This window comes from Streptomyces sp. ICN903 (genome assembly GCF_022015835.1).
Lineage (GTDB): Bacteria > Actinomycetota > Actinomycetes > Streptomycetales > Streptomycetaceae > Streptomyces > Streptomyces fenghuangensis.
The window spans coordinates 1-15,445 of sequence record NZ_JAKMAY010000128.1 but is presented as its reverse complement, the minus strand read 5'-3'; the positions used below and the strand labels follow the sequence as shown (position 1 = coordinate 15,445).

At 70.8% G+C, this 15,445-nt stretch carries 13 protein-coding genes and 1 pseudogene; 5 read left to right on the top strand and 9 right to left on the bottom strand.

Annotated elements, in window-relative coordinates; all coding sequences use genetic code 11:
• Window positions 1-477: 477 nt before the first annotated feature.
• Entirely contained in the window at window positions 478-954 is a 477-nt protein-coding gene (locus tag L7D48_RS15065) for a hypothetical protein (RefSeq protein WP_237879950.1), read from the top strand.
• A gap of 346 nt (window positions 955-1,300) precedes the next feature.
• On the opposite strand, the gene L7D48_RS15060 is transcribed toward L7D48_RS15065, so the two are convergent.
• The 5 genes from L7D48_RS15060 to L7D48_RS15040 form a co-directional block, all read right to left on the bottom strand.
• Window positions 1,301-1,570: a hypothetical protein gene (locus tag L7D48_RS15060; protein ID WP_237879949.1), complete on the bottom strand. Its 270-nt coding sequence runs from the start codon at window positions 1,568-1,570 to the stop codon at window positions 1,301-1,303.
• A 334-nt stretch (window positions 1,571-1,904) separates the two neighbouring features.
• The gene (locus tag L7D48_RS15055; RefSeq protein WP_237879948.1) at window positions 1,905-3,320 is read right to left on the bottom strand and encodes an amidase; all 1,416 of its coding nucleotides are present in this window, start codon (window positions 3,318-3,320) and stop codon (window positions 1,905-1,907) included.
• On the bottom strand, window positions 3,307-3,546 hold the full coding sequence (locus L7D48_RS15050; RefSeq protein ID WP_237879947.1) for a hypothetical protein: 240 nt from the start codon (window positions 3,544-3,546) through the stop codon (window positions 3,307-3,309). Before L7D48_RS15050 ends, L7D48_RS15055 begins: the two co-directional genes overlap by 14 nt.
• 179 nt (window positions 3,547-3,725) lie before the next feature.
• On the bottom strand, window positions 3,726-5,576 hold the full coding sequence (asnB, locus tag L7D48_RS15045; RefSeq protein WP_237879946.1) for an asparagine synthase (glutamine-hydrolyzing): 1,851 nt from the start codon (window positions 5,574-5,576) through the stop codon (window positions 3,726-3,728).
• Window positions 5,577-5,700: 124 nt separating this feature from the next.
• A complete protein-coding gene (locus L7D48_RS15040) occupies window positions 5,701-6,927 on the bottom strand; it encodes an MFS transporter (RefSeq protein WP_237879945.1) in 1,227 nt (408 codons plus the stop codon).
• A gap of 432 nt (window positions 6,928-7,359) precedes the next feature.
• Between L7D48_RS15040 and L7D48_RS15035 the strand changes: the two genes are divergently transcribed.
• The gene (locus L7D48_RS15035; protein ID WP_237879944.1) at window positions 7,360-8,355 is read left to right on the top strand and encodes a helix-turn-helix domain-containing protein; all 996 of its coding nucleotides are present in this window, start codon (window positions 7,360-7,362) and stop codon (window positions 8,353-8,355) included.
• A gap of 110 nt (window positions 8,356-8,465) precedes the next feature.
• The gene (locus tag L7D48_RS15030) at window positions 8,466-9,284 is read left to right on the top strand and encodes a thioesterase family protein (RefSeq protein ID WP_237879943.1); all 819 of its coding nucleotides are present in this window, start codon (window positions 8,466-8,468) and stop codon (window positions 9,282-9,284) included.
• A gap of 110 nt (window positions 9,285-9,394) precedes the next feature.
• Here the strand turns inward: L7D48_RS15030 and L7D48_RS15025 are convergent, their stop codons facing one another.
• Window positions 9,395-10,633 (bottom strand): cytochrome P450, encoded by a 1,239-nt coding sequence (locus L7D48_RS15025; RefSeq protein WP_237879942.1) that lies wholly within the window; start codon window positions 10,631-10,633, stop codon window positions 9,395-9,397.
• A 106-nt stretch (window positions 10,634-10,739) separates the two neighbouring features.
• Here L7D48_RS15025 and L7D48_RS15020 point away from each other — a divergent pair, with 106 nt between their 5' ends.
• Together L7D48_RS15020 and L7D48_RS15015 are read left to right on the top strand one after the other, a co-directional pair.
• Complete coding sequence (locus L7D48_RS15020) at window positions 10,740-11,738, top strand: LysR family transcriptional regulator (RefSeq protein ID WP_237879941.1); 999 nt, start codon at window positions 10,740-10,742, stop codon at window positions 11,736-11,738.
• Window positions 11,731-13,215, top strand: a complete 1,485-nt coding sequence (locus tag L7D48_RS15015) for a DNA-3-methyladenine glycosylase 2 (RefSeq protein WP_237879940.1) — start codon at window positions 11,731-11,733, stop codon at window positions 13,213-13,215. Before L7D48_RS15020 ends, L7D48_RS15015 begins: the two co-directional genes overlap by 8 nt.
• Window positions 13,216-13,260: 45 nt before the next feature.
• Here L7D48_RS15015 and serA read toward each other — a convergent pair whose 3' ends face one another.
• The 3 genes and pseudogenes from serA to L7D48_RS15000 all read right to left on the bottom strand — a co-directional run.
• Window positions 13,261-14,856 carry a phosphoglycerate dehydrogenase gene (gene serA, locus L7D48_RS15010; RefSeq protein ID WP_237879951.1) on the bottom strand — a complete coding sequence of 532 codons (1,596 nt, stop codon included), beginning with the start codon at window positions 14,854-14,856 and terminating at the stop codon, window positions 13,261-13,263.
• Window positions 14,857-14,891: 35 nt separating this feature from the next.
• Complete coding sequence (gene fdxA / locus L7D48_RS15005; protein ID WP_237879939.1) at window positions 14,892-15,218, bottom strand: ferredoxin; 327 nt, start codon at window positions 15,216-15,218, stop codon at window positions 14,892-14,894.
• 43 nt (window positions 15,219-15,261) lie between these two features.
• Window positions 15,262-15,445: pseudogene (locus L7D48_RS15000) on the bottom strand (2-oxoacid:ferredoxin oxidoreductase subunit beta); the annotation flags it as partial.

Below are 15,445 nucleotides of genomic sequence, written 5' to 3'. Positions count from 1 at the left end.
GGACCGGGGTGAGGGGGACTGCTGCCGGGGGTGAGGCCGAGTGCGGTCAGCAGATGCTGCCGGCCGGTGTGGAAGGTCGGCCAGATGGCGAATCGGCGGTGCAGCCGGGTGCCGATCTTCACTGCGGCCAGGGGTTGCGTCGGGGGTGAGGGCGGCCAGGTGGCCGCGGCCCTCGGCGGCCGGAACCGCACTTTCCGCGGGAGCGCGGGGAGTCCGTTGGTCTTGACGGTTCCCGGAGCGCGCCTCACGATGAGCTCCGGCGATTATGTCAGTCGTCATAACCGAGGGAGAACCGGCATGCTTCTGGCCGATGTCCAGGAAGTGCTCGTGGAGGACGAGATGTTCGAACTCCTCGAGGAAGCCACGGAAGGGTGTTACGCCACGGTCGAGTGACGCGCAGGACACCGACGCTTCCCCGGAGTTGGCGGTGGCCGCCCGTCGCGTCCGCCGCCCGCTCCCCGGCCGCAGGGACCACCCGTGATCGATGTGATGTCATACGTCCCCACCGAGGTTCTGCACGTTCTCCGCGCACGTTTTCCCGAGCGGTCCCACGCGGAGATCGACGCCCCGCTCGGCGAGTGCCTGAAGTTCCTCTACATCGTCTCCGCCGAGGAGGCCACCTTCCTGCCCCTGACCAAGGAAGTTGACGAGATTTGGCACGAGCTGATCCTGCAGACCGCCTTCTACCAGAAGCTGTGCGCGGCACTTCCCGGCGGACGGTTCCTGCACCACCATCCGGCCCCCCTGGGCGAGTACGCCGACCGGGTCGGACGACGGGAGTCGGTGCGTCGGCTCCTGCAGTGGATCCCGTGGTATGTGGCGTACTTCGGTGGTTTCTCCGAGGAGACCGCCCGTCACTGGGTGATCGTGGACTTCCTCCGTACCCGCCTGGGCATGTCCCTGGAGGAGGTCAACGAGCTGGGCCGCCGCGAACTCCGCTCCCGCGCGGCCTGAGCAGGCCTCCGCGCACCGGTTCGGTCCGCCGCCGACCGTGCGGCGGTTCGCCGAAGCCGCACAGGGAGTTCACACCCCTCCCCGACCGTCCCGGTCTCCCTGAGGAGGGCGACGGCCTGCGCGCAGGCGGCCTCGGCCTGAGACCGCTCTGCCTGCCGGCCAGTGTTGCCGGTCACCTGTCAGCGGCGAGGCGCCGCTCCGAGGACGGGAACTGTGCGGCCCTGCCGCGGTCGCGTTCCTGGCCGGCCTGGTTCCGTCCGTTCGGTTGTGCGGTCGCGGGTGCTCCGGACGGGCTGGGGCTCTCGGTCGTGCTCGGGCCGGCCCGGTGGCGGCGCCCGGGCGCAGGTCAGAGGAGGAGCCGCACGACGGGGACTTGTTCGCTGGTGGCGAGCGGGTGATCGCGGTGGCCGCAGGCGCCGCGTACCGGTCGGACCGTGTTGGTCTGGATGCCGAACGTCCCGGACTGCCGGGCCTGCGGGCAGTGGTATCCCAGGTGCAGGCGGACCCATGGCGTGGGCGACAGTGCGGTGGCCGCCCGGTCGTGCTCGGTGTCGTGGAACGGTGCCCAGCGGTGCGGGGGTGGTGGGCGTGCCGCGGGCAGGGCCGGATGCGGCAAGTGGAACCTGGCAGCAGAGCACGCGACTGAAGCCCTGCAAGGAGGTCCTCGGCTCCCGTCGCCGACAGAAGGAGGAGCGGCATCAGGCAGCACACACTCCCCCGCCCTCCTTCACCCGGCACACCGCGCCCGAACAGCCCACGGTGCCCCGCCCCGGTCCCGTTCAGCGGCGAAGTCCGCACCGCCGGAGCCGGCCGGGGCGACGACGTCGAACTCACCCGGTGAATCGACGCCGTCCGCACCAGGAGACGGGACGGGCACACGGACGCACCGGATCCGGCCTTCTCCGGCGCCGCGTCCTCCCGCCGTGACGGCCACTCGACGCCAACACCGACTATGTTCCGGAATCGCTCGGCCGGCCCCGCATCCCCAGGTGTCCGCTGCTGTCGTGGGCTGTCTCGTAGGCGGTACCGACGCGCAGCAGGTCCGGTTCGGCGAGCTGATCGGCGATGAGCTGGAGTCCGATGGGCAGGCCGCTGTCGTCGAACCCGATCGGTACGGAGAGCGCGGGAAGGCCGGTGACATTGGCCGGTGCCGTGAGCCTGACGTACATGTCGGTGACGGTCTCCGTGGAGCCGTCGCCCCATCGCACCGCGGACTGTCCGCGTCCGGTCGCCGTGCGGGCGACGGTCGGTGTCGCGAGCACGTCGATGGTTTCGAACATCTCCCGCCAGACACGGCGGATGAGGGTGCGGGAACGCTGAGCCCGCAGATAGTCGCCGGCCGGGATGAGCCGTCCGGCCTCCAGCAGGGTCCGCACGTCCTCGCCGAAGAGGTCCGCGTGGTGCGAGAGGTGGTGTTCGTGGGCGGAGGCCGCCTCGGGGCTCATGTGACCCCACAGGGTGGGCAGGAGGTGTTCGGTCAGGGGGACCTCGATGTCGACGGGCGTCGCGCCGAGTTCCACGATGTGTTCGACGGCGGTCCGGACGGCCTCCTCCACCTCGGGTGCGATGTTGTCGAAGAAGTGGTTCCGCGGTATCCCCACGCGCAGCCCTCCCAGACCGGCGGATCCTGTGCGCCCGCGGTGGAGGTTGGGCGAGACGATGCTCGCCGGATCCCGCAGGTCACGGCCGGCGATCGCGTCCAGCACCGGGGCGGCGTCGCGGACGCTCCGGGTGATGGGTCCGACGTGGTCCAGGGACCAGGACAGGGGCGCTGTGCCGTGGCGGGAGACGAGGCCGTAGGTGGGCTTGAGCCCGACGACGCCGTTGAGCGCCGCAGGGACACGTATGGAGCCGGCGGTGTCGGTTCCTATGGAGAAGGTGGCCGAGCCGGCGGCCACCGCGACCGCCGAGCCGCCGCTGGATCCGCCGGCGATCCGGTCGGTGTGCCACGCGTTGGCCGTCTGGGGGGTGACGAGGCCGTAGGCGAACTCATGGGTGTGGGTCTTGCCGACCAGTACGGCGCCCGCCGCGGTGAGGCGTTCCATCACGGCGCTGTCCCGTGTGGGAAGGCGGTCGGCCCAGACGCGGGAGCCGGCCGTCGTGGGCACCCCGGAGGTGTCGATGACGTCCTTGAGCGCGAAGGGGATGCCGTGGAGAGGGCCGCGGTACCGCCCCGCCAGGATGTCCCGTTCGGCCTGTGCCGCCGACGACCGGGCGGCTTCGGCGGTGACGGTGGCGTAGGCGTTGAGAGTGCCCTCGGTCTCCTCGCACCGCCGGAGGACCGAGTCGGTGAGTTCGACCGGTGAGAGGTCCTTCCCGGCTATGGCCTCGGCCGCGTCGGTGAGGGTGAGCTCATAGGGCTGCATCTGCGGCTTCCCGGGGCGCGGTCGCGACGTGGTCGGCCACCCGGAAGACCGGCGCGGGGGCGATGTCGGCGAGGTCGAGACCGCGCAGCGCGGTGGTCTCCAGGTGTATGCGGTCGGCGAGGGCCTCGGCCGCGGCGGACCGGCGGTCCTCCGGCCGCTCGTCGGCGCGGAGTCCGTGCGGCGTCCGCGGGACCGCGGGTTTCAGGGGGGTGGTGGGCGAGGGCACGGGATGCCTCCTCTCGGTACGGGCCCGGAGAAGCGGCCCGTACGACGTCGTGGTGCCCGGCGGCCCCGCTGATACGGGGGAAGGGCGCGGGGCCGCCGGGCGGTCTCAGTTCCGCGGGCCGGTCACGGCCCGCGGGTGCGGAAGGACTGTGCGCGGATGGCTTCCGGAGCGGGGTCCGGTCACAGGTCCAGGGTGACGTCGTAGGACTCGAGCCAGGCGTTGAGCGAGAGCGGAACCTCCAGATCGATGCGGGTGATCTGGGTGCTCTCCGAGCTGACGGGCCGGTTGAGGCGGTCCCGGACCCGGTCCAGGTCGAGCAGGGGGAGGATGGGGGCGTCGCCGCTGGAGATGACCTCGGCGAGCCGGTCGCGCAGTTTCTTCTCGTACCCGGAGTCCTGGGTGCTCGGGTAGGGCGCCTTCACCCGTTCCACGATGGACTGGGGCAGGATGTCGCGGGTGGCGGCGCGGAGCAGGCTCTTCTCGCGCCCGTCGAAGGTCTTCATGGACCAGGGGGCGTTGAAGACGTACTCGACGAGCCGGTGGTCGCAGAAGGGGACGCGGACCTCCAGTCCGACGGCCATGCTCATGCGGTCCTTGCGGTCGAGGAGGGTGTTCACGAAGCGGGTGAGGTTGAGGTAGCTGAGCTCCCTCATCCGCTTCTCCAGACCGGTCTCACCGGGGAGGGTGGGGACTTCGGCGATCGCCTCGTGGTAGCTGTCGCGCCGGCGGCCGGGTATGTCGAGGCTTCCGATGAGGCCCTTGTCGAAGAGCGGGGTGCCGTCGTAGAAGGGGCCGGGTGTGGTGGTGAGCCACGGGAAGGTCTCGGCGGTGAGGACCTCGGGGTCGTGGAACCAACTGTATCCGCCGAAGAGTTCGTCGGCCGACTCGCCGGACAGGGCGACGGTCGAGCGCTCACGGACGGCCCGGAAGAGCAGGTAGAGGGAGGGCCACAGGTCGCCGTACCAGACCGGGGGGAGATCGGTCGCCCCCAGGACGGCGGCACGGACGGCCGGGTCGCTGAGGTCGTCGCTGTCCAGGAGGATCTCCCTGTGATCGGCCTCGACGAGTTCGGCCAGGTCACGCACGAAGGGAGCGTCGGGGGTGCTGCGCAGCGGGTCGGGGACGAAGTTCTCGGCGGCTCCGACGAAGTCGACGGAGAAGGAGCGGACGGGACCGGCGCCCTGCTCCTTCAACGCCTTGGCGGCGAGCGCGGTGACGGCCGAGGAGTCCAGTCCGCCGGACAGGAGACTGCACAGCGGGACGTCGGAGATGAGCTGCCGGGACACGATGTCCTCGAGGAGTTCCCGGACGGTGCGCACGGTCCGGTCCAGGGAGTCCGTGTGCTCCACGGCCTCGAGCGCCCAGTACCGGTGCTTGCTCAGCCCCTGGCGGCGCACGCGGACCAGGTGCCCGGGGCGGACCTCCGACATGCCCGTGAAGACCGCGTGTTCGGGGGTCTTGACCATGTCCAGTATCTCGCGGAGCCCGTCGGCGTTCACGCGGCGGGGGATCTCCGGGTTGGCCAGGATCGCCTTGGGTTCGGAACCGAAGAGGACGCCGTTGGGGGTGGGGTGGTAGTAGAGCGGTTTGACGCCCAGGCGGTCGCGGACCAGGAGCAGTTCCTCACGCCGGGCGTCCCAGATGCCGAAGGCGAACATGCCGTTCAGCCTGCCGGCCATGTCCTGGCCCCACTCCAGGTAGGCCCGCAGCACGACCTCGGTGTCGCTCTGGGTCCGGAAGCGGTGGCCGCGGGAGGCGAGTTCGGAGCGCAGTTCCCGGTAGTTGTATATCTCGCCGCTGAAGGTCAGCACGACCGGGGGGAGGCCGCCCTCCTCGCTGAGCATGGGCTGCCTGCCGCCCTCCAGGTCGATGACGGAGAGCCTGCGGTGGCCGATGGCCGCGTGACGGCCGAGCCAGACCCCCTCGGCGTCCGGGCCGCGGCAGGCCATCGTCCGGGTCATGGCCTCCGTTGTGGTGCGCTCCTGGGACAGATCACGTTCGAAATCCACCCAACCGACGATTCCGCACATGTACGTTGTCCTCTCCTTGGTGTGGTCGCTCGCGGCCCTCGGGGCCGGTCGGCCCCGAGGGCCGCGCACCGTGCGACCTGGCGAGTTCCGGGATGTTGCGGGGCGCCCGGGGCCCTTGTGGCGGTCAGGTGCCGTCCGACCATGTCAGGCGCCGGGCGAAGTGGGCCCCCACGGCCACGACCATGAGGGTGGCGGTGACGCCGCCCAGGGCCATGACCGTGGACGGGGAGGTGCGGTCCAGGGTGAAGCCGCCCACCAGCGCACCGAGCGAGATCGTCGCCTGGAAGGACGCGGTGAACAGCACCGAGGCCGCCTCGGGCGCACCGGGGGCCGCCTTGGTGAACCAGGTCTGGGAGGAGACGGGGATCGCGCCGTACCCGACGCCCCAGACGACGAGCAGGGCCACGACTCCGAGCTCCCAGCGCCCCAGGACCGGCAGCAGCAGGGCAGCGACCGCGATCATGCCCGCGGCGATACCGAAGGCGGCCCGGGGGCGGCGGGCGACCACCGCTCCGCCCAGGAAGTTCCCGGCGATGCCCGCGGCGCCGTAGATCAGCAGGAAGACGGTGATCATCTGGGGGCCGATGCCGGTGACCTGCTCCAGGAACGGCGTCACATAGGTGTAGGTGCCGAAGTGCGCCAGCACGACCAGGAAGGTCAGCAGCAGCGCGAAGCGCGTGTTGACGTTGCCGAACATGCCCCGCAGCACGCTCAGGCGGGTCACCCGGTCCGGCGGCAGCGGCGGCATGACCAGCATCAGCATGACCAGCACACCGACCGTCAGGACGCCCATGACGACGAACGCCGTACGCCATCCGGCAAGATCGCCGATGAAGGTGCCGGCCGGCACACCGAGCACCGAGCCCAGTGGCACCGCGGAGAAGATCACCGCTGTGGCGCGGCCGACCGACTCCGCGGGCACCAGGCGTTCTGCCAGTCCGGCGCCGATCGACCAGAAGCCGCCGATGACGATACCGACGACGACCCGGGAGAGCAGGACGATCCAGTAGTCCGACGCTACGGCGGCCAGGAAGTTCGCCACGGCCAGCAGGAGCATGAACACGCACAGCATCAGACGGCGGTCGATGCGCGCGGTCGCCACGGTGACCACGGGTGCGGAGACGGCCGCGAGGAAACCGGGCATGGTCATCATCAGACCCGCCATCCCGTCCGAGATGGTGAAGCTCGAACCGATCATGGTGAGCAGGCCGATCGGCAGGATCTCGGTTGTGACGATCGAGAAGATCCCCAGCATCACCGAGACCACGGCCAGCCATCCGACCAGCGGGGAACGGGCCGGCAGATCGGCTCCGCCGGGGTGGTGCGTGACGGCGGTGTTTGTCGAGGCCATGGGTTCCGTCCTGTGAAGGGCCTGTCGTTGCGTGATCAGTTCAGCAGGCTCCGGGCGGCGAAGGCTGGCAGATCCGCGACATCACCCTTGCGGTACGAGGGCGGTGTCACGGACCCGCCGGACCATCGCCGGATCATCGCCGCTGGTCAGGGGATCCGGCTCCGGGACTTCGCAGTAGCGGCCCATGCCGGGCGAGCAAACCCCAGCCGTGGGCGACTTCGGCAAGTCGGCGGCCCCCGCGCTCCGGAGTGGTTCCGCCCACTCCTCTTCCGGCGGATTCCGAGCGGCGGACGCGGCGGCGCGCCGGAGGTGGCGGCCCGTCCGGGCCCGCCGGGAAGCGAGCCCCGAACCTCCGTCCGCTCGGTCGCACTTGTGTACTACTTCGGCAAGAAAGCATTGACCTGGGATGACGCGAGGGCGACGGTAAGGATCATGCCGATTTCTGTGGCCCTACTTCTCGCATCGGGGATCTCAGGTCTCGACGCCTCGGCGGCACGTGAGATTTTCGGCGTCGACCGGACCTACCTGGCCGATCCGTGGTACGACTTCGCCGTCCACACCATGGACGACATGCGGAGTTGCGACTCCTGTCGCGTCGAACAGGTTTGCAACCCGGAACAGTTGACCTCGGCGCACACGGTCGTCGTTCCGGCCCTGTCGGACGTGCGGCAGGCACCTCCCGCGGCCCTGGTCGGCGCGGTGCGCGACGCCCACGAGGCCGGCGCGCGCATCGTCGCCACCCACACGGGGACCTTCGTCCTCGCGGCGGCCGGTCTGCTCGAGGGACGGCGGGCGACGACGCACTGGGCCCACGTCGGCGCCCTGGCCGCCCAGTACCCGCGGGTGAAGGTGGATCCGGAGACGCCGTACGTGGACGAGGGGGACATCCTCACCTCCGCCGGTCAGGCCGCCAGTCTCGACCTGTTCCTCCACGTGGTGCGGCTCGATCACGGTACGGCCGTCGCCAAGGCCCTGGCACACCGCCTTGTCATGCCTCCCCAAGCCGACGCGGGGGAGGCGCACCCGCCCGCCCTCTCCGAGTCCGTCGGCGAGGACCACATCCTCACCGACGTGCTGTCATGGGTGACACAGCGCCTGGGCAGCCAGGTGACGGTGGACGACATGGCTCAGCAGGCCAACGTCAGCCGCCGCACCCTGACCCGTCACTTCCGCGCCAGTACGGGGATGACCCCCCTCCAGTGGCTCCTGGCACAGCGCGTCCAGCTGGCTCAGCGCCTGCTGGAGAGCACAGGCCTGAGCGTGGAGCAGATCGCCGTTCGCACCGGCATGGGCACGGCCGCGACCCTGCGCCGGCACTTCGGCCGCACGGTGGGGGTTCCGCCCGAGTCCTATCGGCGCTGGTTCCGCAGCCGGGAAGAGGTCGGAGGGGTCAGACCGGCGGGCGTCCCCGTCGCCCCGAGGCAGTGATGCCCGCCGTCCGGAGAACGGGCCGGGGCGCCGCGGCGTCCACCAGATCAGACCGGCCGGACCACGGCCGGTCCCACGTCCGAGTCCGTCGTCGATGAGGAGCACACCCTGTGAACACCGCGGACACCTCCGCTCCGGCCGTTCCGCCGGAGGCCTTCTACCGCGATCTGGGACACGGCCGGTATGCGAGCGGTCCGGCCACCGCGGGGCCCTGGAGCCCCAAGTGGCAGCACGGCGGGCCGCCCTCGGCCCTGCTGGGGAGAGCGATGGAACGGCACGAGCCGCGGCCGGGCTTCCGGATCGCCCGGATGACGGTGGAACTACCGCGTCCGGTGCCCGTCGCCGATCTCCACGTCAGCGTCCGGACCGTTCGTTCGGGCCGTCACGCGGAGCTGCTGGAAGGGGAGATCGACTCCGGCGGGGAAACGGTGATGCTGGCCCGTGCCTGGCGGATGGCCGCCGCCCCGGCGGACACGCCGTCCCTGCGCTCGGCGCCCCCCGCACCGCCCCTGCCCGAAGCCCAGCCGGCGCACACCATGGCCGGCGCGCACCTGGAGGGCTACATCGCCGCCATGGAGTGGCGTTTCGAGCCGGGCACGGGATTCGACACCCCGGGCCCCGGCACGGCCTGGGTGCGTCAGCTCATCCCGCTGCTGGCCGGGTGCGAGGACACACCGCTCACCCGTGCGCTGACCGTGGCGGACAGCAGTTGGGCGGTCGCCTTCGAACTGGACCACCACCGCCGGCTCGTCATCAACACCGATGTCACACTCGCCCTGCACCGCGACCCGGTGGGCCAGTGGCTGTGCCTGCGGTCGGCCACGGACGCCAGTGCGCACGGATCGGGGCTGGCCGTGGGGCGCCTGGACGACACGGCCGGCGACTGCGGTCGTGTGGTGCAGACACTGCTGGTCGGCCAACGCGGGTGAACACCGACCGCACGCGGAGGCCGCCGGTCCTCGGGGCGGACGAGGACCGGCGGCCGGGGTGCGGCCCGGGGAACGTGCGGCGGTCGGGGAGCGGGGGCGTCCGGAGCCCGTCACTCGGGCCAGTGGACCAGGAGCTTACGGGGGCCGCGGAAGGACACGTTGGCCGGGAAGTCGAAGTCCTGGTCCTCGACCATGCGCATCCCGGGTGCCCGCTGGGCCAGGAGGTCGAGGGCGATCCGCGCCTCCATGCGCGCGAGCGCGGCACCGATGCAGTAGTGGATGCCCTGCCCGAAGGCGAGGTGCTTGCGTGCGTCATCGCGGTGGATGTCGAAGGTCTCGGGGTCCTCGAAGTGCCCGGGATCCCTGTTGGCCGCCCCCAGCAGCAGGAGGATCTTCGCGTCCGCGGGGATCTCGACGCCGCCCACGGTCACCTCACTGGTGGTGATGCGGCGCCAGGCCGGAATGCTGCTGTCGTAGCGGAGCACTTCTTCGACGGCCTGGGGAATGACGGACCGGTCGGCGCACAGGTCGTCCCACTGCCGGCGGTTGGCGAGCAGTCTGCGTACGGCGTTTCCGGTGAAACTGGTGGTGGTCTCGTGCCCGGCGAAGCTCAATCCGTAGGCGACGTTCGTGATGTCCGAGATCGAGAGGCTCTCGGGATCATCCTGATGGATCCGGATCAGGTCGCTGGTGAAGTCGTCCACGGGGTCGGCCGCACGTTTGGCGACGAACTCCTCGCAGTATTTCCAGTAGTTGACCATGTTGTTGGCGATTTCGCGCTGCTCGGCCGGAGTGGGCTTTCCCCAACTGAAGGCGATGCGGTTGCCGCACCACGACTTCAACATGTCCATGTCCTCGTCGGGGAACCCGATGAACGTGAAGATCATGTATGCGGGCAGGGGGTAGGTCAGCGCCGACACCAGGTCGACGACACCGGGCTCGATCGAGTCGACCAGTTCGGTCGCCTTCGCCCACACCTTCGGTTCCAGGACCGAGATCCGCCGCGCGGAGAAACCCTTCTGGTTGTGCCGGCGTATGCGGGTGTGGCGCGGGGGGTCGCAGTCGGACATCACCGGATAGGCGTGGAACCCCTCCTTGATGATGGACCGCGCCTCCCCGGTCAGGGGGAAGACCGGGCGCTGCCCCACCGCGGCGGAAAAGGTCTTCGGATCCATCAGGGCGCTCTGGATGTCGTCGAAGCGGGTTATGACCCACATGTCGATGGCCGGCGCGTAGAATGCCGGGCCTTCCTCACGCACGGCGGACAGGATCGGGTAGGGATCGGCGACATAGGCCTCACCCAGCGGATCGAATTCATGATTGACCGGGCATGCCATCGCGTTCTCCATAACGGAACCTCCTGGGCTCGGCGGACTCCAGTCTCGCCCATGGCCGACTCTCTTGAAAACGTGAATAACCTGGACACCAATCGAGGTTTTTCTGATGCCTGACCGGATGAGTTTGCGGCAGCTGGACTATTTCGTGACGGCGGCCGAGGCCGGGACGATGACCGGCGCGGCGCAGCTGCTGTACGTCTCGCAGTCCGCGGTGTCGGCCGGCATCGGGGAACTGGAGCACCAGCTCGGGGTGCAGCTGCTGATCCGCGCCAAGGCGAAGGGGCTGACCCTTACCGCCGCCGGTCGGCTGTTCCTTCCGGAGGCCCGCGCCCTGCTGGCCCGCAGCGAGGAGCTTCGGTCGGGCATGCGGGAGGTCGGGCAGACCGCGGCCGGCCGGCTGGTGGTCGGATGCTTCACCACCCTGGCGCCGTTCCTGCTGCCCCGGCTGCTGGAGGAGTTCCCGGCCGCCTGCCCCGATGTCACCCTGGACTTCCTGGAGGGCTCCCTGGACGAGTTGCAGCGGCTGCTGCGTGAGGGCAGGTGCGAACTGGCCCTGCTGTACGGGGTCGACACCGAGCCCGGCATCGTCTTCGACCGGCTCTACTCCACCGTGCCCCACGTCCTGCTGCCCCGGGAGCACCCGCTGGCCGAGCGGGACGGGATCCGTCTGGCCGATCTCGCCGACCACGAGATGATCATGCTGGACGTGCCGCCCAGCCGCCGGTACTTCAGCGAGGTCATGGCCGACGCCGGGCTCAGGCCGGTCGTCCGCCACCGCACCGAGAGTTTCGAGCTGGTGCGCAGCCTGGTCGCCCGCGGCGCGGGGTACTCCCTGCTCATCCAGCGGCCCGCCCTGGACATCAGCTACGAGGGACGCGCCGTGCGGATACGTCCCATCGCCGACGAGGTCGCCCCGCTTCCCGTCGGGCTGGCGCGCCTCTCCGGCACCCTTCCGACCCGGCGCGCCGCGGCGTTCGCCTCGTTCTGCCGCACCGTCCTCGCCGGCCGCTCCGGGGCGGGGGGCGCAGGGGGCCCGGATGCGGGCGAGCCGCAAGGGTCATGTCGCAAAGCTGCCAGCCTGGCCTCGGCCACCGGGGCATGCTGGGCGAATGCATGAAGATGTGGAGCGATGTGTCCGGGCGGTGCAGTCCAAAGACGCCCGGTTCGACGGCTGGTTCTTCACCGCAGTGCTGACCACCGGCATCTACTGCCGGCCCAGCTGCCCGGTGGTGCCGCCCAAGCCCAAGCACATGAGCTTCTACCCCAGTTCCGCAGCCGCCCAGCAAGCCGGATTCCGGGCCTGCAAGCGGTGCCGGCCCGACGCGACACCGGGCTCGCCCGAGTGGAACGAGCGGGCGGACCTCGCGGCCCGTGCCATGCGGCTGATCAAGGACGGGATCGTCGACCGGGAGGGAGTGGCCGGACTGGCGGCACGGCTGGGGTACTCCACGCGTCAGGTCGAGCGCCAGTTGCAGGCCGAGGTCGGAGCCGGGCCGGCCGCACTGGCCCGGGCTCAGCGCGCCCAGGCGGCACGACTGCTCATCGAGACCAGTGCCCTGCCCATGGCGGACGTGGCCTTCGCGTCCGGGTTCTCCTCCGTCCGCACCTTCAACGACACCGTGCGCGCGGTGTTCGGCCTGTCCCCCACCGAACTGCGCCGCCGAGGCCGCCCGGCGGACGTGACGAGCGCGGTGTCCCTGCGGCTGCCGTTCCGCGCCCCCCTGTGTCCGGACAACCTGTTCGGGCACCTGGTCGCCACCTCCGTGCCGGGTGTGGAGGAGTGGCGTTCAGGGGTCTACCGGCGCACCTTGCGCCTGCCGCACGGACACGGGGTCGCCGAACTCCAGCCCACCGGGGCCGCGTACATCCAGTGCACACTGTCCCTGTCCGATCTGCGGGACCTGACCACCGCCATCAACCGCTGCCGCCGCCTGCTGGACCTGGACGCCGATCCGGTGGCGATCGACGAACTGCTGGGACGTGACCCGGTCATGGCCCCACTGATCCGGAAGAACCCCGGCCGCCGCATCCCGCAGACCGTCGACGGCAAGGAGTTCGCCGTCCGGGCGATGCTCGGTCAGCAGGTCTCCACGGCAGCCGCCCGCACACACGCCGCACGCCTGGTGGCCGCCCACGGGGAACCCGTGTGCGATCCCGGTGGAGGCCTCACCCACCTGTTTCCCACCCCGGCCGCCCTGGCCGGTCTGGACCCGTCCGCCCTGGCGCTGCCGCAGAAGCGCAAGAACGCCCTCATCACCCTGATCGACACCCTGGCCTCGGACGACATCGACCTGGGTACCGGCAGCGACTGGCAAGAGGCCCGTGCCAGGCTGGAGAGCCTGCCAGGGGTGGGGCCGTGGACGGTGGAGACCATCGCCATGCGCGCGCTGGGGGATCCGGACGCCTTTCCCGCCACCGACCTCGGCATCAAAGCCGCGGCCGGCGGGTTGACCCTGCCGACCGCCCCCTCGGCGCTGGTCCGCCATGCCGCCGCGTGGCAGCCGTGGCGCGGCTACGCGGCGCAGTATCTGTGGGCCACCGGAGACCACCCGATCAACGAGATGCCCACCCGTGACGTCGTCGGAACCCCGTGACCGGCCGGCGGCCGGTCCGCCGCCGGCCGGTCACGGAAGCACGGTTCAGGCGGTGAGGTCGACGAAGTGGGCCGAGCTCGCGCCGATGGCCTCGCCGAGGGTGTCGAGCACGGTGGCCGGGACCGCGTTGTCCACCGTCAGCGCGACCGCCGCCTCACCCCCTTCGGTGATCCGCGCGACCTGCATGACGGCGATGTTGATCCCGGCTTCCCCCAGGATCTGCCCGATGGTGCCGATCATGCCGGGCATGTCCTTGTACCGGAGAAAGACCATGTGGCCGGTGATACCCAGCTCGATGTCGTAATCGCCGATGCCGACCAGCTTGCCGACCTGCCGGGGCCCGGCCGGCGTACCGCGGACGCCGATCTCGCGGCCGTCGGGGAGCGTTCCGCGCACGGTGATCACATCGCGGTGGCGGTCGCACTCCGAACTTGTGGTGAACCACACCTCGTGGATCCGCTCCCGGGCCAGCAGCGGAGCGTTCACCAGCGTGAGCGGCATGTCGCCGATACCCGTCAGCACCCCTTTGAGCGCGGCTCGTTCGAGCACTGCGACATCGTGCCGGGTGATCTCTCCGCGGACCTCGACGTGCAGGCCGGCCGGGAGCAGGCCGTCGGCGAGGGCGGTGAAGATCCGGCCGAGGTTCTCCGCCAGCGGCAGGAGCCGGCCGACCTCCTCCGCGACGGCCCCGCCGTGGACGTTCACGGCGCCGGCGATCAGTTCACCCGTCAGGGCACGCCGTACGGCGTGCGCGACGGCGACGCCCGCCTTGTCCTGGGCCTCGACGGTCGAGGCGCCGAGGTGCGGGGTGACCACCACGGTGTCGAGACCGAACAGCGGTGAGTCGGTGCAGGGTTCGACGGTGAAGACGTCCAGGCCCGCGCCCGCCACATGTCCTTCCCGCAGAGCCTCGGCCAGCGCCTGCTCGTCCACGATGCCTCCCCGTGCGGCGTTGACGATCCGCACGCCCGGCTTGGCCCTCCTCAGTTCGTCGCGGCCTATCAGGCCGGTCGTCTCCGGGGTTCTGGGCAGGTGGACGGTGATGAAGTCCGCCGTCTCGAGCAGGTCGTCCAGGGAGAGCAGTTCGGCCCCCGCCTGCTCCGCCTGATGCACGGAGAGGTTCGGGTCGTGGGCGACGACCCTCATGTCGAAGGCCGCCATCCGCCGTGCCACCAGCTTCCCGATGCGTCCCAGCCCCACGACGCCGAGGGTCTTGCCGGCCAGTTCCACGCCCATGTACCTGCTCCGCCTCCACTCCCCCGCCCTGAGAGCCGCGTCCGCCTGGGGTATGTGACGGGCCAGGGAGATGATCAGGCCGCAGGCCAGCTCGGCGGCGGTGACGGTGTTCGAGGTGGGAGCGTTGACGACGGCGACGCCCGCCCGGGTGGCGGCGTCGACGTCCACGTTGTCCAGTCCCACCCCCGCCCGCGCGACGACCCTGAGGTGAGGTGCGGCGGCCAGCACCTCGGCGTCCACACGGGTGGCGGAGCGCACCAGCAGCGCGTCGGCCCGGCCCACCGCCGCGAGCAGGGCGGCGCGGTCGGCCCCGTCGCAGTGCCGGACCTCCACATCCGGGCCCAAGGTGTCGATGGCGGCCGTCGCCAGGTCTTCGGTTATCAGCACGACGGGCTTGTTCATCAGGGGGCTCGATTCGGGAGAGGCGGCGAGGAGGGGTGTCACCGGACGGACCCGCCGGACGGCTCGGCGGCCACCACGGGGTGGTCGGTCTCGAGCGGAGGCTGGGCGGCGGCACCGCCGGGCGAGCCGACGGCGGTGAAGAAGTCCCGGTCCGCGGTCGCGTATTCCGCCCACCGGGAGGGCAGGGAGTCCTCGTAGAAGACGGCCTCGACCGGGCAGACCGGCTCGCAGGCCCCGCAGTCGACGCATTCGTCGGGGTGGATGTACAGCTTGCGCGGCCCCTCGTAGATGCAGTCGACGGGGCACTCCTCGATGCACGCCTTGTCCTTGACGTCCACGCACGGCTGGGCGATCACATAGGTCATCCAAGGCTCCGGATACGGTGGAAGGAACGGGGGTGTTGCCCGGTCACACGACTGTCCAGGTGTCGTTGCCGGCCAGGAGGGCGCCGAGGTCGCCCTTGCCGTGCTGTACGACGGCCTTCTCCAGCTGCTCGGCCATCAGGGTGTCGTAGACCGGGCGGCGCACATCCCGCAGGACGCCGATGGGGGTGTGGTGGAGGGTGTCGGCGTCGGCGAGGCGGGAGAGGGCG

Bases quoted from the DNA above. Each gene is read 5' to 3' on its own strand.
- L7D48_RS15055 (WP_237879948.1), bottom strand. From the start codon at position 3,320: ATGCAGCCCTATGAGCTCACCCTCACCGACGCGGCCGAGGCCATAGCC.
- asnB (WP_237879946.1), bottom strand. From the start codon at position 5,576: ATGTGCGGAATCGTCGGTTGGGTGGATTTCGAACGTGATCTGTCCCAG.
- L7D48_RS15040 (WP_237879945.1), bottom strand. From the start codon at position 6,927: ATGGCCTCGACAAACACCGCCGTCACGCACCACCCCGGCGGAGCCGAT.
- L7D48_RS15035 (WP_237879944.1), top strand. From the start codon at position 7,360: ATGCCGATTTCTGTGGCCCTACTTCTCGCATCGGGGATCTCAGGTCTC.
- L7D48_RS15025 (WP_237879942.1), bottom strand. From the start codon at position 10,633: ATGGAGAACGCGATGGCATGCCCGGTCAATCATGAATTCGATCCGCTG.
- L7D48_RS15020 (WP_237879941.1), top strand. From the start codon at position 10,740: ATGAGTTTGCGGCAGCTGGACTATTTCGTGACGGCGGCCGAGGCCGGG.
- L7D48_RS15015 (WP_237879940.1), top strand. From the start codon at position 11,731: ATGCATGAAGATGTGGAGCGATGTGTCCGGGCGGTGCAGTCCAAAGAC.
- fdxA (WP_237879939.1), bottom strand. From the start codon at position 15,218: ATGACCTATGTGATCGCCCAGCCGTGCGTGGACGTCAAGGACAAGGCG.